Source organism: Microbacterium enclense (assembly GCF_001456955.1).
Classification (GTDB): Bacteria; Actinomycetota; Actinomycetes; order Actinomycetales; family Microbacteriaceae; genus Microbacterium; species Microbacterium enclense.
The window spans coordinates 169363-190702 of sequence record NZ_KQ758468.1; the positions used below are offsets into that span (position 1 = coordinate 169363).

Genomic DNA, 21340 nt, shown 5'->3' on the forward strand with positions numbered 1-21340 from the left:
ACGTTCGCGAACGGGGTCAGTCCAGAGGCGCGAGACGGCCGATCGCGGCGAGCGGGATGCCGATCCAGTCCGGACGGTTGCGCGTCTCGTAAATCGCCTCGTACACAGCCTTGTCGAGCTCGAAGGCCGCGAGCAGCGGGTCGTCGTCGGTGCGCTGCGCGCCCGCGGTCTCGGCGTAGCCGGCGAGGAACGCCTGCTGCGCCGCGATGACCCACGCGCGCACGGCGTCGCCGTCGTCGTCAGCGACGGCACCCGAGACGTAGTCGAACGAGCGCAGCATGCCAGCGACGTCGCGCACTGCCACGTCGGGCATCAGTCGCTCCTCGATCGGACGCAGGGGTTCGCCCTCGAAGTCGAGCAGCACCCAGCCGTTGCTCGGCGTGTGCAGCACCTGCCCGAGATGCAGGTCGCCGTGCACGCGCTGCAGCGCCGGCCAGGGCGCGGCGGCAGCGGTGGCGTACACCTCGCGGATGCGATCGGCGTAGGGAGCGAGCGCCGGCACCTCGGCGAGGGCGATGGCGAGCCGGCGATCCCACGCGCCGACGACGGCCGCGCGGTCGTCGGCATCTGGATCGCGCGTGGGGAACTGCGCGGCCAGGGCGACGTGCATGCCGGCGACGCTGGCGCCGAGCGCGTGAGCGCGTGCGGCGAAATCGTCGCCCGCCGCGGCCGCGTCGAGCGCGACCCGCCAGGCGTCCTCGACACCCTCGAAGAACTCCTGGGCGAAGGCGAGCGAGCCGCTCACCGGCACGCCCTCGGGCGTGATCCACGCCCCCCGAACCTCGCCGATCGCGGCGGGGACGAACTGCGCGCCACCGGCGGCCAGCGCCGACTGCAGCTCCACGTCGGGGTTGATCCCGGGGTTCACCTGCCGGAACAGCTTGCAGATGACGGGCACACCGTCGGCGCCCTCATCGGGGCGGAAGATGAGCGACGTATTCGACTGCTCACCGCTCAGCACCCTCGCGACCGCCCGCGGAGCCGGGGTCTTGCCCGCCGGTCGGGCGAGCGTGAAGCCGACGAAGCCGTCCTCCGGCGTCCCGACCGCGCCGCCCTCGGTGATCCAGGCGTAGAGCTGATCGGTGAAGCCGGCGTCGGTCGTGGCATCCGCCCACACGTGACCCTCGCCGCACGCGCCGATCAGGCTGCCGGGCGGCACCGACCCCTCGGGCCGCTGCACGATCGGCACCTGGTACACGATGGCGGGTTGCACCGCTTCGTCGCGTACGAGCAGCAGACGGGCATCGTCGTCGAGCGGCCAGTCGGCCACGACGGTCAGACGCGGGTCGCGGCCCTTTGTGCCGTACCACCGCTGACGCGGCATCCAGACAGCGAGGAGATCGAGGAGGTCGCCCATGCCGCGAGGCTAACGCGCCCGCATGACGATCGCGCGGGACTTGCGCGCGGGGCCGTCTCGATGAGAGAGAGTCAGGATGCTGAGGGCGCGCCGCCGTGACCGTCGCCGCTCTCGCGGGACCCGTCGCTGTCGCGCGTGCGCCGGTGGGGGAGGGCTTTGCGGACCACCGACCCCGTGAGGCGCCCGGCCTCGCCGAAGGCCCGGCGCACGCCGTCGGCGGCGCTGCGCTCGACCGGTGCGCTGCCGGGGCGCGGCTCCAGATCGGCGGGGAGGGTGAGCGGGGGTGCACCGAACGCCCGTCGGGCGTTGACCAGCACGCGGCGGCCGAGGATGTGATTGCCCGTACCCCCGACGACGGCACCCACGCCGAAGGGCAGCGCCTTGCCGAGCCACGATGCGCCGCCGCGGGTGGCGAACTGCCGCACGAACGAGGTCTTCAACCGATCGACGAGGGGCCCGACTGCGGCGCGCGGCAACGTCTTCGTGATGAGCTCGCCCCAGTATCCGGAGCGGGTCGTGCCGCGACCGGCGGCCTGCGCGGCGAGCTGCGACACGAGATCGACGCCTTCTTTGCCTAGCATGAGCGCGAGCACGAGGGCGCGCCCGCGGTCGGGGTCTTCGACGGCGACGCCGTGCACCTCGGCCACCGACTGCGCGAAGAGGGCGGTCGCCTCGAGGAAGCCGACGGTCTCAACCCCGCTCAACGCGAGCGTGACGCCGGTGCCGATGCCCGGTACGACGGCGGTGGCTCCCACCGCGGCTCCTCCGGTGGTCACCGCCGCGAGGTAACGACGCTCGAGGATCTTCAGGAGCTCGTCGACCGTGGCATCCGGATGCCGGAGACGGACGCTGCGCAGGTGCGCAAGCACGACGGGGCGCTGCACCGAGAGCACGCGGTCGAGCATGCGGATCGCGCGGGGATGCTCCTCGGACCCGACCGGCGGGAGTCCGCCCGTCCAGGGCGCGTCGTTCGGAAGGGAGTGGATGCGGTGCACCTTCTCAGCCATGACGACATCTTCTCCCGGGCACCTCGGCGCGGGCCGTGGATTGACGGGTCGCAGGCGGACCGTCGGGGCGGCCTCGCACGGTCCGCGCGCATCGGCAAGAGGCGGGCGGTGTCGGAGGGGGTTGATAGTTTGGTGCGATGACAGCGTCGCTGCCGGAACTCCCCGAATCGTCCTCCTCCGAGACCGAGGGCGTCGCGGCGAGCGCCGAACCCGCGGTCGCCCCAGCGCCGAAGCCGCGCGCTCCGCGCAGCACGGCGGCGAAGCGTCCGCCCGCGCGTGCGAAGGGCGACGATGCGTCGGACTCCGGCGACGTTGCGGAGGCGACGGGCACGCCGGCACCCAAGCCGCGCGCCCCCCGGTCTCCGCGTACGGCCAGCACGGCGCGTGCGACGGCGGGCGGCGGCCGTACGCCGGCGGCTGGTGGGCGTACCCCGGCGGCTGGTGGGCGTACCCCGGCGGCTGGCGGCCGTACTCCGGCGGCTGGTGAGCGTACCCCGGCGGCGAAGAAGACCGCCGCGGCGGCCAAGAAGCCGGCCACGCCTCGCTCGTCCGCGGCGAAGAAGCCCGCGACGCCTCGTGGTTCCGCCGGGTCGGCGACGGGCACCGGCACTGCCGGGGCCGTGTCGATCGATGGTGTCGAGACGCCGACAGAGCTGCAGACGGTTGCGGGGATCGAGGCGCCGGCTCGCGATTCCGCGGGGTCGGAGACGGCGGCCGGTGCCGTCGCTGCCGCCCCGATCGATGACGTCGAGACGCCGACCGCCCCGCAGAACGTCGCGGGTCCGGAGTCTCCGCAGGCGCCGACGATGTCCGATTCGGCGGTCACCGACGAGGGGCCGACGACCGCGAGCGAGGCGGATGCCGTGCCGGCATCGAGCACGGCGGCGTCGGCAACGGCTTTCGAAGACATCGTCATCCCGCCGCGTCCGCCGCTGCCGGTGCCGGGTACCGTCGGCTCGCGAAGCAGCACCGATGACCACACGGTCGAAGACGTCACGCCCGCCGACGTCGCGGTCGAGGAGCCGGTGACCTCCGGCCCCGACGCCTCACTCGGAGATCTCACGCCCGCTGACGTCGCGGTCGAGGAGCCGGTGACTTTTGGCCCCGAGGCCTCGGTCGACCATCCCGAGACGCCCTCCGGTGTCGCCTCGGAGTCGGAATCGGCCGAGCCCCGCGCCGCCGAGGTCGAGGTGGTCGTCGAAACGCCGCTCGAGGTCGACCGCTTCGACGGCAGTGCTGTCGAACCGGGCACTGGAACGATCGCCGAGCGAGCGGACGAGGGCGAGGTCGACTCGTCGTCCGCCGACGACACGCAAGATCCGACTCCGCCCGATGTGCGGGCCGACGACCCGGCCCCGACGGAGGACGCACCGGTCACGGACGCTGCGGAGGAAGATGCGGCGGTTGCCGGTGTCTCGCTCGTCGACCCGCTTGACTCCACTCGGCCGGACGCACGTGCCGACGACACCGCCCCCGCGGAGGTGTCGCTCGCCGAGACAGTGGACGCAGACGCGACCGAGCCGGCAGCCGCCGAGGGCGACGCAGCAGACAACGAGGTCGTGGAGGCCCACGCAGCAGTCGTCGAGGCCGTGGAGGCCGACGCAGCCGGAATCGACACGACCGCGGCGCTCGACGAGTCGGACGCGTCAGACGCTTCAGAGACGACGGCCGTGCTCCCCGCTCCCGCTTCCGTCTCTCCCGAGGGGGACGCCGACGCCAATCCCGACGCGGCCGCAGACGCCGACGCTGCGATACCGGTGCTCACTCTGCGGCACATCACGAAGACCTTCGGTGATCTGCGCGCCGTCGACGCGATCGACCTGACCGTTCCCGCCGGCTCGTTCTACGGTCTGGTAGGACCCAACGGCGCTGGCAAGACCACGACACTGTCGATCATCGCGGGGCTGCTCCGGGCCGACGCCGGCGAAGTCACCATCAACGGTGTCGACGCCACGAAGCGGGCGCGCGAGGCGAAAAAGCTCATCGGCGTGCTGCCCGATCGTCTGCGCACGTTCGACCGCCTGACCGGGCGCCAGCTGCTTTCGTACTACGGCGCGCTGCGCGGTCTTCCGAGCGGTCTCGTCGAGAGCCGTATGGCCGATCTGGCTCGCGCCTTCGACCTCGTCGATGCGCTCGCGCGGCCGGTGTCCGACTACTCGGCGGGTATGACGAAGAAGGTCATGCTCGCGGGCGCGATGATCCACTCGCCCCGGCTGCTCGTGCTCGATGAGCCCTTCGAGGCCGTCGACCCCGTCTCCAGCGGCGTCATCCTCGACATCCTCCGCACCTACGTCGAGCACGGCGGCACCGTGATCCTGTCGAGCCACGGCATGGAACTCGTAGAGCGGGTCTGCTCGCGCGTCGCGGTCATCGTGTCAGGACAGGTGCTCGCCGAAGGCACCGTCGACGAGGTGCGCGGCGAGGGCACGCTGGAGGAGCGTTTCCGCGAGCTGTCGGGCGGACTGGGCGACGTGGAGGGCCTCGAGTGGTTGCACACGTTCTCCGCCTGAGACTGGCGATGATGCTGGGCGCCCTCCGCGGCGACCGGCGCGACGTGATCCGGCGGGTGATCGGCGTGGTGCTGCTCGTCGCGGCCACCGTCGTCGCGGCGATGAGCGCCGCGGGCCTCGCGGACGCCGATCGGCTCACGACGGCGGTGGTGAGCGTGCTCGCCGGCTCCGCCGTGACCCTCGGATTCGCGATCGGCCCGCCCGTGACGGCCTCGATCGACCCCCTCGACCCGCGACGCTTCGCCGTGATCGGCCCCGAACCGCGTCCCCTCGCCGGAGCGCTGATCCTCGCCGGCTTCCTCAGCGTGCCCGTGCTCGTGACGCTCACCCTCGGCGTGAGCCTCGCCGTGGCCTGGGGCGCGCAGGGGGCGTCGGCGGTGGCGAGCGTGGCATCCGTCGTCCTGGGCCTGACGACGTGCGTGCTGTTCGCGCGCGTCAGCATGGCGCTCGGGGCGCTCGTTCAGCGGCCCCGCCAGTCGCGAGAGCTCGTGAGCGTGTACCTCATCGCCGTCCTCGTCGTCGTGGTGCCGATCGGGGTCTTCCTCGGCTCGCTCGAATGGCGCGGCGCGGTGCCCACCCAGCTGGCCTCGGCGGCCGAGATCCTCTCGTGGACGCCGATCGGCGCCGCCTGGGCCATCGGTCTCGCGCCCACCGCCGGCGCCGCGGTGGGAAGTCTCGTCGTGGCTCTCGCCACGATGGCGGTGCTGGTCCTGGCATGGTTCGCGCTGGTGCGGGTGCTGCTCACCACGACCCGCCGCCCCGCGGCCGTGCGCGAGCGGGGCGGTCTCGGGTGGTTCGCTCTGCTGCCGGGCACGCCCGGGGGAGCGGTCGCGGCGCGAAGCCTGTCGTACTGGCTGCGCGACCGTCGCTACATCGTCAACGTCGTGATCGTACCGATCGCCGCCGTCGTGTCGACCGTGCCTCTGCTGGTCGCGGGCGTGCCGTTCGAGCTCGCCGTGCTGCTGCCGGTGCCGATCATGGCCCTTTTCTTCGGCTGGTTGCCGCACAACGACCTGGCCTACGACTCGACGGCCCTGTGGATGCACATCGCCAGCGGCGTGCGCGGCATCCCCGACCGCGTCGGGCGTCTCGTGCCCGTGCTGCTCATCGGCATCCCGATCCTGGCCGTCAGCCTTCCTCTCGCCATCGTCGCCCACGGCCGGTGGGCCGTCTTCCCCGCGATGGTGGGCGTCTGCGCCGCGCTCTTCCTCGGCGGTCTCGGACTGTCGAGCATCTCGTCGGTGCTGGCGCCGTACGCCGTCTCACGCCCCGGTGACAGCCCGTTCCAGCAACCGCAGCGCACCGGCTCCGGCGGGGTGGTCGCACAGGGCCTCGTGATGCTCGGTGCGATGCTCACCGCGCTTCCGGCCGGTTGGCTCACTTGGCAGGCCATCGGCGGCGCCACCATCGATTCCGTGCTCGCGCTGTGGGTCGGTGTCGGGGCCGGCGCGTTCGTACTCGTCGTGGGGATCGGCCTCGGAGCCGTCGTCTACGAACGCCGCGCGACGCGCCTGATGGAGTTCGCCGAGGCGACCTGAAACCCGATGACCCGACCGTCGGGCGCGGTCCGCGGCTACACTGGCTCTCCATGAGCACGCCTCTCGACAGTCCCGACAGCGGGGGTCTCGCGACCCTGGATCGTGAGCTCGAGGAGCTCATCCGCGAAGAGAACATCGAGCCCGGCGACCATGAGCGCTTCTCGCACTACGTGAAGAAAGACAAGATCCTCGAGTCCGCGATCACCGGCAAGCCCGTGCGCGCGCTATGCGGCAAGAAGTGGACGCCGGGGCGCGACCCCGAGAAGTTCCCGGTCTGCCCGCAGTGCAAAGAGATCTACGAGTCGCTCGTCAGCTGATCTTCCCCGCGCGGCCCCGACTGCATCTCGCGTGAGTCGCCAGAAATTGTCGCTGCAGTGCGTCTGAAGCGACAGTTCTTGGCGACTCGCGCGGTGGGCCGTCAGCGTGCCTCGCGGTACTCGGTCGGCAGCGCCGGGTCGGCCTTGCTGAGCGCGAGGGCGCGCACCGGCAGTTCCTCGCGCACGCGGGCGTGGTGAGCCCTCGCGGCCTGTACGCCGGCGGCGCCGAGGGCAGCGGCATCCGCCTCCCCGTCCGCCATCAAGGTCGTCTGCAGGGCGCGGGCGTCGGGATGCTCGGCGGCCGTCGACAGCTCCTCGAACCCGTCGCTGACGACGATGACCTCCGCCGTCGCGGTGCCCGCGTCGAGCGTGCGGAACGCGGCCTTGCGGCCTCCGTGCGAGGCCTTCTGGGTCGACGCCTTCGCCACGGCCACCCACGACCCGTCGACGGCTTCGCGCGCGACGAGCTTGAACACGAGGCCCGCGGTCGGCACGCCCGAGCCGGTCGCGACCGACGTGCCGACGCCGTACGAGTCGACGGGGGAGGCCGCCAGCGCAGCGAGCGCGTACTCGTCGAGGTCGCTGGTCACGGTGATGCGGGTGCCGGTCGCCCCGAGCTCGTCGAGGAGCGCCCGCACCTCGCCCGCGACGATCGGCAGATCGCCGGAGTCGATGCGCACACCGCCGAGTTCGGTTCCCGCCACACGGACGGCCGTGCGCACGCCTTCGGCGATGTCGTACGTGTCGACGAGCAGCGTGGTGCCGCTGCCGAGGGCGTCGATCTGCGAGCGGAACGCGTCTTCTTCGGTGTCGTGCAGCAGCGTCCAGGCGTGCGCGGCCGTGCCCATCGTGGGCACACCCCACCGGCGGCCGGCCTCCAGATTGCTCGTCGCCGAGAAACCGGCGACGTAGGCGGCGCGTGCTGCGGCGACCGCGGCCTCTTCGCTCGCCCGGCGGGAGCCCATCTCGGCGAGGGGACGGTCGCCGGCGGCCACGCTCATGCGGGCGGCGGCCGTGGCGACGGCGCTGTCGTAGTTCAGGATGCTGAGGGCTACCGTCTCCAGCAGCACCGCCTCGGCGAAGGTGCCCTCGATGGTGAGCAGCGGCGAGCCGGGGAAGTACACCTCGCCCTCGCGATAGCCGGTCACCGACCCGGTGAAGCGGTATCCGGCGAGGAAGTCGAGGGTCGCGGCATCCACGATGCGGTTGTCGCGCAGGAAGCGCAGTTCGTCGTCGCCGAAACGGAAGTCGCGGATGGCCTCGAGCAGCCGGCCCGTGCCCGCGACGACGCCGAACCGGCGCCCGCCCGACAGCCGGCGCCCGAACACCTCGAACACGCAGCGGCGTGAGGCGGTGCCGTCGCGAAGCGCCGCGTCGAGCATCGTGAGTTCGTAGCGGTCGGTGTGCAGGGCCGTGCTGCGGGTCATGGCGTCAGCCTATTGCGGCATCCGCGGCGCGCTCGCGTGCGCCCCGGCGGTTGACACCCGCCCCTCGCCGTTCCGAACTCCGGAGTTTCCGGCGCGAACCCGGGCCGAAGGCGCCGGAGGAGCCCGAGTCGCGCATTCCCTCCGGAGTTTGGCTCGCGCCCTCGCGACGCCCCGACCCGCGCCCGGTGCACCCGCACCCCGCCCGATAGGCTGGGCCCCTATGGATGACGCGCCGATCGGGATCTTCGACTCGGGAGTCGGCGGTCTCACCGTCGCCCGGGCCGTGTCGCAGCAGCTGCCGCGCGAGTCGATCCTCTATATCGGCGACACCGCCCGCTCGCCCTACGGTCCGAAGCCCATCGCCGACGTGCGCCGGTACGCGCTCGAAGTGCTCGACACCCTCGTCGACCAGGGCGTGAAGATGCTCGTGATCGCCTGCAACACCGCCTCGGCCGCGATGCTCCGCGACGCCCGGGAGCGCTACGACGTCCCGGTCGTCGAGGTCATCGGCCCCGCCGTGCGCACCGCGATGTCGACGACCCGCAACGGCCGCATCGGCGTCATCGGAACGGTCGGCACGATCGGCTCGCGCGCCTATCAAGACATGCTCGAGGTCAACGAACGCCTCACCGTCTTCGCCGAGGCGTGCCCGCGCTTCGTCGAGTTCGTCGAGGCCGGCGTCACCGATTCGCCCGAGGTGCTCGCCACGGCCGAGCAGTACCTGGCGCCCCTCCGCCACGCCGGCGTCGACACCCTCGTGCTCGGGTGCACGCACTACCCGTTCCTCGAGGGGGCGATCAGCTACGTGATGGGTCCCGACGTCAGCCTCGTCTCGAGCGACAGCGAGACGGCCAAAGACGTCTTCCGCCAGCTCGTCTCGCGCGATCTGCTGGCGAGTCCGGATGCCACCCCGAGACACCGCTACGAAGCCACCGGCTCGTCGGCCGACGACTTCGTGAACCTCGCCAACCGCCTCATGGGCCGCGAGGTGCGCGAGGTGCAGCTCGTGCAGACCGGCGCCATCGACCTGCCGCGCTGAGGCGTGGCATCCGTTTCCCGTTCCTCTGGAGGACCCATGACCCGCAAAGACGGTCGCACCACCGATCAACTCCGCCCCGTCACGATCGAGCGCGGCTGGTCGGCGCACGCCGAGGGCTCCGCGCTCATCACGTTCGGCGGCACGAAGGTGCTGTGCACCGCGTCGTTCACCAACGGCGTGCCGCGCTGGCTCACCGGCAAGGGCAAGGGGTGGGTCACCGCGGAGTACGCGATGCTGCCGCGCGCGACCAACAGCCGCAACGACCGCGAGAGCATCAAGGGCAAGGTCGGCGGTCGCACGCACGAGATCTCGCGGCTGATCGGCCGCGCGCTCCGCGCCGTCGTCGACACCAAAGCGCTCGGTGAGAACACGATCGTCATCGACTGCGACGTGCTGCAGGCCGACGGCGGCACGCGCACCGCGGCCATCACGGGCGCGTACGTCGCCCTGGCGGATGCCATCGCCTGGGGCCGCGAGAAGAAGTTCATCGGCCAGCGCGCCGAGGTGCTGCGCGACTCGGTCGCCGCGGTCTCGGTCGGCATCATCGACGGCGAGCCGATGCTCGACCTCGCGTACGTGGAGGATGTGCGCGCCGAGACCGACATGAACGTCGTCGTCACCGGCCGGGGGCTCTTCGTCGAGGTGCAGGGCACCGCCGAGGGGGCGCCGTTCGACAAGCGCGAGCTCGACCAGCTGCTCGAGCTGGGCGTGAACGGTTGCGCCGAACTGCGTGGCATCCAGACCGCCGCGCTCGAGGGCTGACATGGCGCGCGTCGTGCTCGCCACGCACAACCCGCACAAGGTCGAGGAGTTCCAGGCGATCGTCGCGGCGGTGCGTCCCGACCTCGAGGTCGTGGCGTACGACGGCCCCGAGCCGGTCGAAGACGGGGTGACGTTCGCGGCGAACGCCCTCATCAAGGCGCGTGCCGCGGCCGCGCACACGGGACTCCCGGCCTTGGCCGACGACTCCGGCGTGGCCGTCGACGTGCTCGGTGGCTCTCCCGGGGTGTTCTCGGCCTACTGGGCCGGGCACAAGAAGGACGCGACGGCCAATCTCGAGCTGCTGCTCGACCAGCTCGCTGACGTCGCCGACCCGCACCGCACGGCGCAGTTCGTGTCGGTGATCGCCCTCGTTCGTTCCGACGGCAGCGAGCAGACGGTGGAGGGCCGCTGGCCCGGACGCCTGGCGAACGCGCCGGCCGGACCGGGTGGCTTCGGGTATGACCCCATCTTCATACCCGACGGCCAGCCCGCGAATGCCGAGCGCACGGTGGGCGAATGGACGGCTGACGAGAAGAACGCCGAGTCGCACCGCGCCCGGGCATTCGTTCAGCTCGCGCCCCTTCTCACGTCACTCTGAGCGTGTAGACCCGTGAGGTGACCGCAATGCCCACGGTGTCGATCGTTGTTCCCGCCTACAACGAAGAGGCGGTCATCGAGCGGTGCCTGCGGGCGATCGTGCGGCAGAGCGTCCCCGCGGCCGAGGTGCTCGTGGTCGACAACCTCTCGACCGACGGCACGCGCGAGGTGGTGCAGCGTGTCATCGACGAGAACCCGGCCGCCGGCATCCGGCTGCTGCGCCAAGATGCGCGCCAGGGCCTCGTGCCGACCCGCAACCTCGGGATGGATGCCGCCACGGGCGACGTCCTCGGACGCATCGACGCCGACACCGTGCTCAAGCCCGACTGGGTGGCTCAGGTGTCGCACGCGTTCGCGACGGGATCGATGGATGCCGTCTCCGGCCCGGTCGAGTACTACGACCTCCCCCTGCGGGCGATCGGGCAGCAGATCGACGACCGGTTGCGGCGGTTGCAGGTGAAGCTCGCGGGGGACTTCGTCTTCCTCTTCGGCAGCAACATGGCCGTGCGCGCGAGCGCCTGGCGCGACGTGCGGGAGTTCCTCTGCGACGACGAGGCCGACGTCATGCACGAAGACCTCGACATCGCGATCCATCTCGCCCTCGGCGGTCACCGCATCGGCTACTGCTCCGACATGGTCGCCGGCATGTCGGCGCGCCGCCTCGACGATCGCCCGCGCGACTTCCGCCGGTACGTCGACCGTTTCGAGAACACCTACGCGGCGCACGACATCCGCGATGTGCGGCTGCGCGCGCCGATGGCGGTGTTCCTCGGCGTCTACCCGGCGCTGCACGTGCATCGGCGGGTGCAGGCGCGGGTGCGGGCGCTGCGCGGCTGACCGCGCTCCGGCGTGGCGCGGGGCGCGACAGCGGTTCTCATTCCCGACTAGCGGCGTGATGGGCGCGATGTCGGTGGTCGGTTCTAGCCTGAAACCATGCACGATCACGCGCCGTCAGGTGGCATCCGCGATGCCAGCCATCGGCGCCTGCTCACGACGGCCCTCGCGCTGACCGCGACGGTCATGGTCGTGCAGATCGTCGGGGCGGTGCTGTCGGGCTCGCTCGCCCTGCTCGCCGATGCGGCGCACATGTTCACCGACGCGGCGGCGCTCGTCGTCGCCCTGGTCGCGACCTCGATCGCCTCGCGGCCCGCCGACGACCGCCGCACGTTCGGCTACCAGCGGGCCGAGGTGCTCGGGGCGCTCGCGAACGGCGTCATCCTGATCGTGCTGTGCACCTGGGTGGGTGTCGAGGCGGTGCAGCGCCTGCTCGCACCCGCCGAGGCCGATGTCCAGGGCGGGTTGATGCTCATCGTCGCCACCGTCGGCATGATCGCGAACGCCGTGTCGATGTGGCTGCTCGGCCGTGCGCAGAAACGCAGCATCAACGTGCGCGGCGCCTACCTCGAGGTGCTCGGCGACCTCATCGGGTCGGCGGCGGTGATCGTCGCCGCGATCGTCATCGTCACGACCGGTTTCGCTCAGGCGGATGCCATCGCCTCGCTCTTCATCGCCGTGCTCATCGTGCCGCGGGCGATTGGTCTGCTGCGCGAGGTCGTCGTCGTGCTGACGGAGTCGGCGCCGGTCGGCGTGCACGTCGCCGAGATCCGCGAGCACCTGCGCGGGGCCGACGGCGTCGTCGACGTGCACGACGTGCACGTGTGGCAGCTCACGCGCGGAGCGCCGGTGTTCAGCGCGCACGTCATCGTCGACGACGCGGCCCTGACCGACGGCCGGGCTGCCCGCATCCTCTCGTCGCTGCAGGAATGCCTCAGCGACCACTTCGACGTCGAGCACTCGACGTTCCAGCTCGAGCCCGCCGGGCACGTGGAGCACGACTCCCGGCACGCGTGACGTCCCGCAGGGTCGCGTCGGAGGGCCCTGAGCCTGTTGGAGGGTGCGGGTGGGTGTCGGTGGCTTCGACGGGCTCAGCCACCTTTGTGGCGTCGGAGGGCTCTGAGCCTGTTGAAGGGTGCGGGTGGGTGTCGGTGGCTTCGACAAGCTCAGCCACCTTGTGGCGGCGGAGGGCCCTGAGCCTGTTGAAGGGTCCGGGCGGGTGACGGTGGCTTCGACAAGCTCAGCCACCTCGCGTGCGAGTCGCGTGTCGCGGTGCCGACGATAGGCCCAGCGCTCCGGACCCGGCTCAGCTCTCCCGCGCGACGTCGTCCGGGTCCTTGTCGGGCCGCAGCCCCCGCCACCGCGCCTGCCGCAGGATGCCGCCGGGTGTGAACTCCGCGAACTCCACCTCGGCGACGAGCTCCGGCCGCACCCACAGCGCGTCGCGCGCATCGGCGGCGGGCACGCCGACGAACGGATCGACGTCGCTGCCCAGTGGGGCGAGCATCTCGGTCAGGCGCATCAGCGTCTGCTCGCCGAAGCCGGAGCCGACGCGTCCGGCATACCGGAGCCCGTCGGCGTCGGGCACCCCCACGAGCAGCGAGCCGATGGTGCCCGCCCGATTGCCCTTGCCGGGCCGTACGCCGCCGATCACGACCTCCTGCGTGCGCGAGTGCTTGACCTTGAGCCACCGTTCCGACCGCTCGCCTCGTCGGTAGGCCGAGCCGGGGTCTTTCACGACGACGCCCTCGAGGCCGAAGCGGTCGCTCGTCGACACCGCGGCATCCACATCGTCGAAGACCGGCGGAACGACGATCGCACCGACCGCGTCGCCGGCAAGCTGCTCGAGCAGCGCGCGGCGTTCCGACAGGGGCAGGGATGCCACGTCTCGCCCGCTCGCCGAGAGCACGTCGAAAAGGTAGAGGTGCACGGGGGTGCGCGTTCTCTCTCGCTCGATCTCGCGGGGTTGAACCAGGTTCATGCGCTTCTGCAGGAGCGGGAAGCTCGGGCGTCCCTGCAGGTCGAGTGCGACGATCTCGCCGTCGAACACCGCCGGGCGGGAGCCGAGACCCAGGTCGACGCTCGTCAGCTCGGGATAGGCGGCGGTCAGGTCATTGCCGTTGCGCGAGCGCAGGCGCAGGCGGCTGCCGTCCCAGATGCCCAGACCCCGGATGCCGTCCCACTTCATCTCCACCCACGGCGGGCCGCCCCAGCGTTCCGCGGCGGCGCGGGCGATCCCCGCTGTCGCCGACGTGGCGAGCATGGGCCGCAGCTCGGCGACGGTGGGTTCCGCGGCCGACCCAGTGTCGGCGGGAGCGGATGCCGGGTCCGACGCGGCAGAGGTGCGGGGCGCGGTGCCGCTCGGCGGGGAAGTGGACGGGTTGGCGGGCGTGCGCGACGATGCCGAGGCACGGGAATCGGCCGAGGCCGCGGTGCGCGCGGGGGCTGCTCCGGTCGCGCCGTGATCCCGGGGCACCACGGGCTCGCCGTCGCTCTGCGGCCGGCCCTCGGCATCCGTCTTCATCCGGTGCAGCAGCCACTGCGACTTCTCCCCACGACCCTCGGTGCGGATGAGGGCGACGCGAACTCGACCGAGCGGGCCGTCGGCGCGACCCTGCAGGGTGGCGATCACCTCGTCGTCGCGCCACTTCTCGAGCTCGTAGGTGCCGGTGTCCCAGACGGTCATGATGCCGGCGCCGTACTCGCCGCGGGGGATCTCTCCGGCGAAGTCGAGGTATTGCATCGGGTGGTCCTCGGTCATGACGGCGAGGCTGTTCTTCGCGGTGGTCGGCGGCACGCCCTTCGGAACCGCCCAACTCACGAGGACGCCGTCGTGTTCGAGTCGCAGGTCCCAGTGCAGGCGCGAGGCGTGGTGCTCCTGGATGACGAAGCGCGGCAGACCGTCGGGCGCGGCCTCGCCGTGGGGGGCCTCTGGCACGGGCTCGGGCGTGCGTCCGGCGGTGCGCTTGGAGATGTACGCGCGCAGCGGACCGGTGTCGCGCTCGACCGGCGCGAGCGGGTCGCCGGAGCGCTCCAGCACCTCGGTGAACAGCAGATGGCGCAGGTCGGGATCGTCGAGTTCGTCCCACGTGCGGGGTGCGGCGACCGTCGGCTGGGCCCGCCCGCGCAGCGAATAGGGCGCGATCGTCGTCTTCGACCCGTTGTTCTGGCTCCAGTCGATGAACACCTTGCCGGGACGTGCGGCTTTCGACATCTGGCTGACGACGAGGTCGGGGTGGTCGGCCTCGATCGCGCGCGCGAGTTCTTTCGCGATGGCGCTTGCCGCGTCGCTCGTGGGACGGCCGTCGAGGTGCGCGTAAAGGTGGATGCCCTTGCTCCCGCTCGTCACCGGCAGGGGGTCGAGGCCCATGTCCTGCAGGATGGCCCGCGCCCAGCGGGCGACCTCGGCGCATTCGGCGAGACCGACACCCGGGCCGGGATCGAGGTCGAGCACGAGCCTGTCGGGGTTCTGCCGCGCGCCGTCCGGCGAGAAGCGCCACTGCGGCACGTGAACCTCGAGGCTCGCGACCTGCGCGAGGTAGACGAGGGTCGGCAGATCGTCGACGAGCGGGTAATCTTTTGCGCCCGAGGAGTGGTCGATCGGAAAGCGCCTGACCCACGCGGGCGCACCCGGCTCGAGGGCCTTCGCGAAGAACGGCTCGGTGGGGGCGGTGTCGGTGCCGACGCCGTCGGGCCAGCGTTTGCGCGTGCCGGGGCGGTCGGCGACGTGGGGGAGCAGGCGCGGGGCGATGCGCGAGTAGTAGTCGATGACCTCGCCCTTGGTGGTGCCCGTCTCGGGGTAGAGCACCTTGTCGAGGTTCGAGAGGCGCAGCCGGCGACCGCCGATCTGCACCGTCTGCTCCACCATCGCCCCAGCGTAGAGCCGGGGCGGTTCCGGATGCCGAGGGGGTTGCGTGTGCGGTGGGTCGCGGTGGATTCGGCGGGCTCGGCCACCTGGGTGGGAGGTCCCTGAGTTCGTCGAAGGGACCGGGGGCCGTGAACGACGCAAGGGTCTCGGCATCCACCCGTCCGACGGTGTTCACTGGACCCATGCGATCGATCTGGAAGGGCGCCCTGACGTTCGGCCTCGTCAACGTGCCCGTGAAGGTGTACTCGGCCACCGAAGACCACGACGTCTCGCTGCATCAGGTGCACAACGCCGACGGCGGGCGCATCCGGTACCAGCGCATCTGCGAGATCGACGGCGAGGTCGTGCCCTACAGCGACATCGACAAGGCGTACGACGACGGCGAGCAGACCGTCGTGCTGACCAAGGACGACCTCGCGTCGCTGCCGAGCGAACGAAGCCGCGAGATCGAGGTCGTGGAGTTCGTGCCGAGCGACCAGGTCGACCTGCTGACCCTCGACAAGGCGTACTACCTCGAGCCCGACTCGTCGTCGCCGAAGGCGTACGTGCTGCTGCGCAAGACGCTGGAGCAGACCGACCGCACCGCGATCGTGCGGTTCTCGCTGCGGCAGAAGACGCGGCTCGCGGCCCTGCGCGTGCGCGGTGACGTGTTGGTGCTGCAGACGCTGCTGTGGGCCGACGAGGTGCGCGAAGCGGCGTTCCCGGCGCTGGACGAGAGCGTACGCATCTCGGCGAAGGAGCTCGAGATGTCGGCGTCGCTCGTCGACAGCTTCTCGAAGGACTTCGACCCCGAGGAGTTCACCGACGAGTACCAGGCAGAACTGCGCACCCTGATCGACGCCAAGCTCGAACAGGGCGATGCCCTCGATACGGATGCCACCTTCGGCAAGGCCGAGGACGACGACGGCGGCGAGGTCATCGACCTGATGGAGGCGCTCCGAGCGAGCGTCGAGCGCTCACGTGCCGCGCGTGCCGAGAAGGACGCCCCCGCGAAGAAAGCACCCGCCAAGAAGAAGAGCTCGAAGGCCTCGTGATCGCGGCGCTCGCCGCCGGGTGACGGCAGCAGCTGTATGCCCGAGCGGCGGATGATCGGACGCGCCTCGGCCAGCAGCAGGCCGAGTCGTCGAGGCGGCGGGACTCAGCGTGTGGGCTGGTCGCCGTCTTCGAGGGTCTTCGGGTCGAGGGTCAGGGCCTCGGCCTCGGCGGGCGTCACGGCCCCTTCGCGCTTGGCGGCGGCGCGCTCGCGGAAGTAGTGGATCGCGATGAACAGCGCGGTGCCGGCGACGGCGGCGAGCAGGATGACGTCGATGTACTCGGTCACGATGTCGCGGATGAACGGGATGTAGCCCACCGCGTACCCGAGCATCGTGAGGCCGATGCCCCAGATGACCGCGCCGATGAAGTTGTAGAGCGTGTACTTGCGCCACGGCATGTGCCCGACGCCGGCCGCGATGGGGGCGAAGGTGCGCACCACCGGCACGAAGCGGGCGAGGATGACGGTGAGCCCGCCGAACCGCTCGAAGAACGCGTTCGTGCGCTCGACGTTCTTCTTGCTGAAGATGCCCGACTCTTTGCGCTCGAAGATCGAGGGACCGGCTTTGTGGCCGATGAAGTAACCGACCTCGCCGCCGACGAACGCGGCGACGCCGATGGCGAGCGCCACCCACCACGCGTTGATGCCGAACACACCGTTGGGAGCCGCCGGCGTCGAGTGCGACAGCAGGCCCGCCATGATCAGCAGCGTGTCACCGGGCAGCAGGAACCCGATCAGCAGACCCGTCTCGGCGAAGATGATGAAGCAGACCACCAGCAGAGCCCACGGCTGCGAGTTCGTGATGATCGTCGCGGGGTCGAGCCACGGGAGCAGGGCGGCGTTGGTGTGGATCACATCGGTCCCGTCGGGTCGGAGAATCGGTGCAGGTGCGGTGCCGGTGAGGCGGATCACCCGTGCGGAAGGGGGGACTTGAACCCCCACGCCCGAAGGCACAGGAACCTAAATCCTGCGTGTCTGCCGATTTCACCACTCCCGCGAGTGGGTTCAGTCTAAACGGGAGCCGCGTTTCCCCGATGTGAAGCCGCCGTCAACCGCCCACCACCTCACCCGCGACTATCGTCGCGACGTTGCGGGTCTCGTGGATGCCGGCGGGGTGACCCGTGAACGGATCGCGGTCGGCGATCGCGAGGTCGGCCGCGCGGCCGGGGGTGATCGCCCCGCCGGGGAGCCCGAGCAGATGGGCCGAGCCGCGCGTGTAGGCGTCGATCGAGGCTGCGAGATCGAGGGCTTCGCCGTCACCGAGGGGCGTGGCATCCGGTTCGGTGGGTGGCCGGCGCGTTACGGCGACGTGCACGCCCTGCCACGGGTCGAAGCTCGACACGGGCCAGTCGGAGCCCATCGCCAGGCGCGCACCCGCGCGGTGCAGCGAGCCGAAGACGTAGAGCTCGTCGGCGCGGTCGTCGCCGATTGTCGGCAGCGTCGCCTGGCGGGTGAGCGCCGTCGCGCAGGCCCAGAACGGCTGGGCGTTCGCGGTCACCTCGAGCGCGGCGAAGCGGGCGACGTCGTCGGGGTGGATGAGCTGGATGTGCGCGATGTGATTGCGCACCCGCTGTCGGTCCGCCGGGGGCACCCGGGCGAAGCCGTCGAGCGCGTCGCGCACCGCCGCATCGCCGATGGCGTGCACGTGCACGGCGATCCCCGCGGCGTTCAGCGCCGGCACCAGCCGCTGCACGAGCGCGGGCGAGAAGTACGACAGCCCGCGCTCCTCGCTTCCGACGTAGGGCTCGAGCAGATGAGCGGTGCGGGTCTCGACGATCCCGTCGAGCATGAGTTTGGCGGTGGCGCTCGGCAGGCCCGCCGCGGCGTTGGCCCGTGCGCGCCCGACGGCGTGTGCGACGAAGGCGTCGACACCGTCGGGGGTCAGATCGCGCGGCACCCAGATCGCCCCGGTCGCGCGTCCGCGCAGGGAGCCCTGGCGAAGAAGGTGGAGGTAGGCGTCGGTGAAGTCGGGGAACCCGCCGTAGGCGCCGAGCGCCGCCTCCTGCCAACCGGTGACCCCCGCGCCGAGCAGGTCGCGCGACAAGCGCAGGATGCCGCGGGCGACGTCTTCCGTGGCCGGTGAGGGCAGCAGCCGGGCGACGAGCTGCATCGCCCCCTCCCGCAGGGCGCCGCTCGGGCGGCCGTCGGTATCTCTCTCGATGCGCCCGTCGGCGGGGTCGGGCGTCGAGGCGTCGAGCCCCGCCGCCGCCAGCGCCGCCGAGTTGGCCCACGCGCCGTGGTGATCGGCGTCGAGCAGCAGGGCGGGCCGGTCGGGCACGAGGGCGTCGAGGTGCGTCGCCTGCGGCCCCGAAGCCGGGAACAGCGTCGGATCCCACCCGCCGCCGACGACCCACGGCGCGGGGGAGTCCGCGGCGAAGGCCCGCACGCGCGCGTCGATCTCCACGAGCGAGGCCGCGCCCGACAGGTCGCAGCGCAGCGCGTCCATGGCTCCGACGCCGAGGTGCACGTGCGCGTCGACGAAGCCCGGGGTGACGAGACCCCCGCGGGCGTCGAGGTCGTCCGCGCCCGTACCCACGGCATCCTGGACCGACGCCAGAGTCCCGACCGCGACGACGATCCCGTCGCGGATGCCGATGGTGTCGGCATCCTGTACCCGTCCGTCCGAGAAGACGACCGCGTTGCCGATGATCAGAGCGCTCACCGCCCCAGTGTGGCGGGCGCCGCCACGACACGCCGAGCGGGAATGCGAGCCGCCGCGTGCCCCTTGTCCCTCTGTATGCAGGCGATCACGTACTCCCAGACCGGTGACTCCTCCGTCCTCACGCTCGTCGAGCGTCCTCTGCCCGAACCCGGGCCCGGCGAGGTGCGCGTGCGCATCGCCGTGTCGGGCGTGAACCCGACCGACTGGAAGGCGCGCGAGGGCGGTCGCCCGTTCTCGTGGGACGAGGTCACCCCGAACCAGGACGGGGCGGGAACGGTGGATGCCGTCGGCGACGGCGTCGACGACGTCTCGGTGGGGCAGCGGGTGTGGATCTACCTCGCCCAGCACGAGCGCCCGACGGGCACGGCCGCCGAGTACGCCGTCATCCCCGCGTCTCGCGCGGTGCCGCTGGCCGATGACGCCTCGTTCGCCCTCGGTGCGAGCCTCGGCGTTCCGGCGATGACCGCGCACCGCGCGCTGACCGTGCACGAGAACGGACCGTCGCGGCTGGCCCCCGGCGCCCTCGACGGGCGGACGGTGCTCGTGCAGGGCGGCGCCGGCGCCGTCGGGCACGCCGCGATCCAGCTCGCGGTGTGGGCCGGGGCGACGGTCATCGCCACCGTCAGCAGCGACGAGAAAGAGGCACTCGCCCGCGCGGCTGGTGCCCACCACGTCGTGCAGTACCCGAGCGAGACGCTCGCCGACGGCATCCGCGAGCTCGCCCCGAATGGGGTCGACCACATCGTCGAGGTCGCCATCGCCGACAACGCGGCCCTCGACGTCGAGGTGATCGCCAACCACGGTTCGATCGGCTACTACGCCGACAACGGCGGAGACCGCTTCTCCGCCGCGGTGCGCGCCAGCTTCGCCAAGAACGTGCGCTGGCAGGGACTGCTGCTCTACACGGTCGGCGAAGACGCCCTCGCCGCCGCCGCCCACGACGTGTCGGCCGCCGTCGCCGACGGTGTGCTGCCGGTCGGAGACGATGCCGGGCTGCCGCTGACGTGGTTCGCGCTCGCCGAGACCGCCGCCGCTCACGACGCCGTCGCGGACGGCGCCACCGGCAAGGTGCTCATCCGCGTCGGCGACGCGGAGTAACCGCCGCATGAGAACCGCCGGGGCCGCGCTGATGCGCGACCCCGGCTCCTCACCGCGCCCGCGGCACGTACCTCGGCACCCACCGGATGAAGCCCACCGCTCCGAGCACGGCGATCACCCCCATCGCGCCGACGCCGACCGATAGCGAGGCAGCGGCCGTGAGCGCCGACACGATGAGCGGAGCCACCGCGCCCCCGGCATCCGTCAACGTGCGCCACGAACCGAGGAAGGCGGCCGGCTCGTTCGGCGGGGCGATGTCAGCGCCGAGGGTCAGCAGGATGCCGCTCGACAGGCCGTTGCCCACCCCCAGCACCGCGGCGAACATCGCGTACCACATGGCCGCCGACCCCAGCTCGTGCGTGAACGACAGCGACAGGAACCCCGCACCCATGAGGATCATCGCCGGCAGTGCCGCCCACAGACGGCCGAAGCGGTCCATGACCTGGCCGCTCGCGTAGAACAGGGCGAAGTCGATCGCCCCCGAGACCCCGACGACCACCGCGATCGTGCCGGCGTCCGACCCCAGCGACACGCCCCACAGCGGGAGCACCACCTGCCGGGCCGAACGCACCGCCGACAGCGAGGCCGCCGCCAGGCCGAGCCGCGCGAGAACGCCCCGGAATCGCCACATCGTGCGGAAGACGCCGACCCGTTCGACGATCGGGATGGCCCCGGTCACCGGCTCGCCGCTGTCTTCGGCCTCGCCCGCCCCGGTGGGGGAGCGCCGCATCGCGCCCGCGCCGACGGGGACGGCCTTCTCGGGATCCGGTCCGAGGAACACCAGCAGGATCACCGCGATCTGGCACACGGCGAAGAAGACGACGGATGCCGTCTCGTCGCCGAAGATCCCGAGCAGCGCCGCCGAGATGAACGGGCCGACGAACATGCCGAGCCGGAACGTTCCCCCCAGCAGCGACAACGCCCGGGCGCGGAAATGCAGGGGCACGCGCGTGGTCATGAACGAGTGGCGCGCGAGCGCGAACGCCGCGGCGCAGAATCCGATGAGGAAGACCGCCGCGGCGAAGAACAGCAGCGACGGGGCGAACACGATCCCCACGAGGCCCGCCAGCACCACGATGCCGGCGACGCCCATCGTCACGCGCTCGCCGAAGCGGGCGACGGCCCACCCGGCCGGGATGTTGCCGCAGAGCTGACCGACGACGAGCGCGGATGCCACCAGCGCGGCCAGCGCCACGTCGGCGCCGAGCCGGTCGGCGATCACGGGGATCAGGGGGATGACCGCGCCCTCGCCGATGGCGAAGAGCAGCGTCGGTCCGTAGATCATCGGCGC

17 protein-coding genes and 1 tRNA gene are annotated in these 21340 nt (G+C 71.7%); 10 read left to right on the top strand and 8 right to left on the bottom strand.

Features of this window, described 5'->3' with window-relative positions:
• Positions 1-16 precede the first annotated feature (16 nt).
• The gene (locus tag AS029_RS04185) at positions 17-1357 is read right to left on the bottom strand and encodes a maltokinase N-terminal cap-like domain-containing protein (RefSeq protein ID WP_058231346.1); all 1341 of its coding nucleotides are present in this window, start codon (positions 1355-1357) and stop codon (positions 17-19) included.
• Positions 1358-1428: 71 nt separating this feature from the next.
• Entirely contained in the window at positions 1429-2364 is a 936-nt protein-coding gene (locus AS029_RS04190) for a hypothetical protein (protein ID WP_058231347.1), read from the bottom strand.
• A 620-nt stretch (positions 2365-2984) separates the two neighbouring features.
• Between AS029_RS04190 and AS029_RS16825 the strand changes: the two genes are divergently transcribed.
• The 3 genes from AS029_RS16825 to AS029_RS04205 are packed head-to-tail and all read left to right on the top strand — an operon-like array spanning position 2985 to position 6729.
• Positions 2985-4874 carry an ABC transporter ATP-binding protein gene (locus AS029_RS16825; RefSeq protein ID WP_228375877.1) on the top strand — a complete coding sequence of 630 codons (1890 nt, stop codon included), beginning with the start codon at positions 2985-2987 and terminating at the stop codon, positions 4872-4874.
• A gap of 11 nt (positions 4875-4885) precedes the next feature.
• Positions 4886-6412 (top strand): hypothetical protein, encoded by a 1527-nt coding sequence (locus AS029_RS04200; RefSeq protein WP_175456629.1) that lies wholly within the window; start codon positions 4886-4888, stop codon positions 6410-6412.
• 50 nt (positions 6413-6462) lie between these two features.
• Complete coding sequence (locus AS029_RS04205) at positions 6463-6729, top strand: DUF3039 domain-containing protein (RefSeq protein WP_058231349.1); 267 nt, start codon at positions 6463-6465, stop codon at positions 6727-6729.
• Between the two features lie 101 nt (positions 6730-6830).
• On the opposite strand, the gene AS029_RS04210 is transcribed toward AS029_RS04205, so the two are convergent.
• On the bottom strand, positions 6831-8156 hold the full coding sequence (locus AS029_RS04210; RefSeq protein ID WP_058231350.1) for a nicotinate phosphoribosyltransferase: 1326 nt from the start codon (positions 8154-8156) through the stop codon (positions 6831-6833).
• A gap of 220 nt (positions 8157-8376) precedes the next feature.
• On the opposite strand from AS029_RS04210, the gene murI reads away from it, so the two are divergent.
• The 5 genes from murI (at position 8377) to AS029_RS04235 (ending at position 12405) form a co-directional block, all read left to right on the top strand.
• Positions 8377-9195 (top strand): glutamate racemase, encoded by an 819-nt coding sequence (gene murI / locus AS029_RS04215; protein ID WP_058231351.1) that lies wholly within the window; start codon positions 8377-8379, stop codon positions 9193-9195.
• A 36-nt stretch (positions 9196-9231) separates the two neighbouring features.
• On the top strand, positions 9232-9957 hold the full coding sequence (rph, locus tag AS029_RS04220; protein ID WP_058231352.1) for a ribonuclease PH: 726 nt from the start codon (positions 9232-9234) through the stop codon (positions 9955-9957).
• A gap of 1 nt (position 9958) precedes the next feature.
• Positions 9959-10555: an RdgB/HAM1 family non-canonical purine NTP pyrophosphatase gene (gene rdgB / locus AS029_RS04225; protein ID WP_058231353.1), complete on the top strand. Its 597-nt coding sequence runs from the start codon at positions 9959-9961 to the stop codon at positions 10553-10555.
• A gap of 26 nt (positions 10556-10581) precedes the next feature.
• Positions 10582-11391: a glycosyltransferase family 2 protein gene (locus tag AS029_RS04230; RefSeq protein WP_058231354.1), complete on the top strand. Its 810-nt coding sequence runs from the start codon at positions 10582-10584 to the stop codon at positions 11389-11391.
• Positions 11392-11487: 96 nt separating this feature from the next.
• Positions 11488-12405, top strand: coding sequence for a cation diffusion facilitator family transporter (locus tag AS029_RS04235; RefSeq protein WP_058231355.1), 918 nt, complete (start codon positions 11488-11490; stop codon positions 12403-12405).
• Between the two features lie 289 nt (positions 12406-12694).
• On the opposite strand, the gene AS029_RS04240 is transcribed toward AS029_RS04235, so the two are convergent.
• The gene (locus AS029_RS04240) at positions 12695-15256 is read right to left on the bottom strand and encodes an ATP-dependent DNA ligase (RefSeq protein ID WP_058231356.1); all 2562 of its coding nucleotides are present in this window, start codon (positions 15254-15256) and stop codon (positions 12695-12697) included.
• Positions 15257-15438: 182 nt separating this feature from the next.
• On the opposite strand from AS029_RS04240, the gene ku reads away from it, so the two are divergent.
• Positions 15439-16290, top strand: a complete 852-nt coding sequence (gene ku, locus AS029_RS04245) for a non-homologous end joining protein Ku (protein ID WP_058231357.1) — start codon at positions 15439-15441, stop codon at positions 16288-16290.
• A 104-nt stretch (positions 16291-16394) separates the two neighbouring features.
• Here the strand turns inward: ku and AS029_RS04250 are convergent, their stop codons facing one another.
• The 3 genes from AS029_RS04250 to AS029_RS04260 all read right to left on the bottom strand — a co-directional run bounded on the left by AS029_RS04250 (position 16395) and on the right by AS029_RS04260 (position 18951).
• Entirely contained in the window at positions 16395-17144 is a 750-nt protein-coding gene (locus AS029_RS04250; protein WP_058231645.1) for a DedA family protein, read from the bottom strand.
• 60 nt (positions 17145-17204) lie between these two features.
• A tRNA-Leu gene (locus AS029_RS04255) sits at positions 17205-17286 on the bottom strand.
• Between the two features lie 51 nt (positions 17287-17337).
• Positions 17338-18951 carry an amidohydrolase gene (locus AS029_RS04260; RefSeq protein WP_058231358.1) on the bottom strand — a complete coding sequence of 538 codons (1614 nt, stop codon included), beginning with the start codon at positions 18949-18951 and terminating at the stop codon, positions 17338-17340.
• Between the two features lie 75 nt (positions 18952-19026).
• Between AS029_RS04260 and AS029_RS04265 the strand changes: the two genes are divergently transcribed.
• On the top strand, positions 19027-20049 hold the full coding sequence (locus tag AS029_RS04265) for an NADPH:quinone reductase (protein ID WP_058231359.1): 1023 nt from the start codon (positions 19027-19029) through the stop codon (positions 20047-20049).
• Between the two features lie 49 nt (positions 20050-20098).
• On the opposite strand, the gene AS029_RS04270 is transcribed toward AS029_RS04265, so the two are convergent.
• The gene (locus AS029_RS04270; protein WP_058231646.1) at positions 20099-21334 is read right to left on the bottom strand and encodes an MFS transporter; all 1236 of its coding nucleotides are present in this window, start codon (positions 21332-21334) and stop codon (positions 20099-20101) included.
• Between the last annotated feature and the right edge of the window lie 6 nt (positions 21335-21340).

What these genes read in the sequence shown, in the direction of transcription:
- AS029_RS04185 (WP_058231346.1), bottom strand. Translation starts at nt 1,357, where the DNA reads ATGGGCGACCTCCTCGATCTCCTCGCTGTCTGGATGCCGCGTCAGCGG.
- AS029_RS04190 (WP_058231347.1), bottom strand. Translation starts at nt 2,364, where the DNA reads ATGGCTGAGAAGGTGCACCGCATCCACTCCCTTCCGAACGACGCGCCC.
- AS029_RS04200 (WP_175456629.1), top strand. Translation starts at nt 4,886, where the DNA reads ATGCTGGGCGCCCTCCGCGGCGACCGGCGCGACGTGATCCGGCGGGTG.
- AS029_RS04205 (WP_058231349.1), top strand. Translation starts at nt 6,463, where the DNA reads ATGAGCACGCCTCTCGACAGTCCCGACAGCGGGGGTCTCGCGACCCTG.
- AS029_RS04210 (WP_058231350.1), bottom strand. Translation starts at nt 8,156, where the DNA reads ATGACCCGCAGCACGGCCCTGCACACCGACCGCTACGAACTCACGATG.
- murI (WP_058231351.1), top strand. Translation starts at nt 8,377, where the DNA reads ATGGATGACGCGCCGATCGGGATCTTCGACTCGGGAGTCGGCGGTCTC.
- rph (WP_058231352.1), top strand. Translation starts at nt 9,232, where the DNA reads ATGACCCGCAAAGACGGTCGCACCACCGATCAACTCCGCCCCGTCACG.
- rdgB (WP_058231353.1), top strand. Translation starts at nt 9,959, where the DNA reads ATGGCGCGCGTCGTGCTCGCCACGCACAACCCGCACAAGGTCGAGGAG.
- AS029_RS04230 (WP_058231354.1), top strand. Translation starts at nt 10,582, where the DNA reads ATGCCCACGGTGTCGATCGTTGTTCCCGCCTACAACGAAGAGGCGGTC.
- AS029_RS04235 (WP_058231355.1), top strand. Translation starts at nt 11,488, where the DNA reads ATGCACGATCACGCGCCGTCAGGTGGCATCCGCGATGCCAGCCATCGG.
- AS029_RS04240 (WP_058231356.1), bottom strand. Translation starts at nt 15,256, where the DNA reads ATGGTGGAGCAGACGGTGCAGATCGGCGGTCGCCGGCTGCGCCTCTCG.
- ku (WP_058231357.1), top strand. Translation starts at nt 15,439, where the DNA reads ATGCGATCGATCTGGAAGGGCGCCCTGACGTTCGGCCTCGTCAACGTG.
- AS029_RS04265 (WP_058231359.1), top strand. Translation starts at nt 19,027, where the DNA reads ATGCAGGCGATCACGTACTCCCAGACCGGTGACTCCTCCGTCCTCACG.
- AS029_RS04270 (WP_058231646.1), bottom strand. Translation starts at nt 21,334, where the DNA reads ATGATCTACGGACCGACGCTGCTCTTCGCCATCGGCGAGGGCGCGGTC.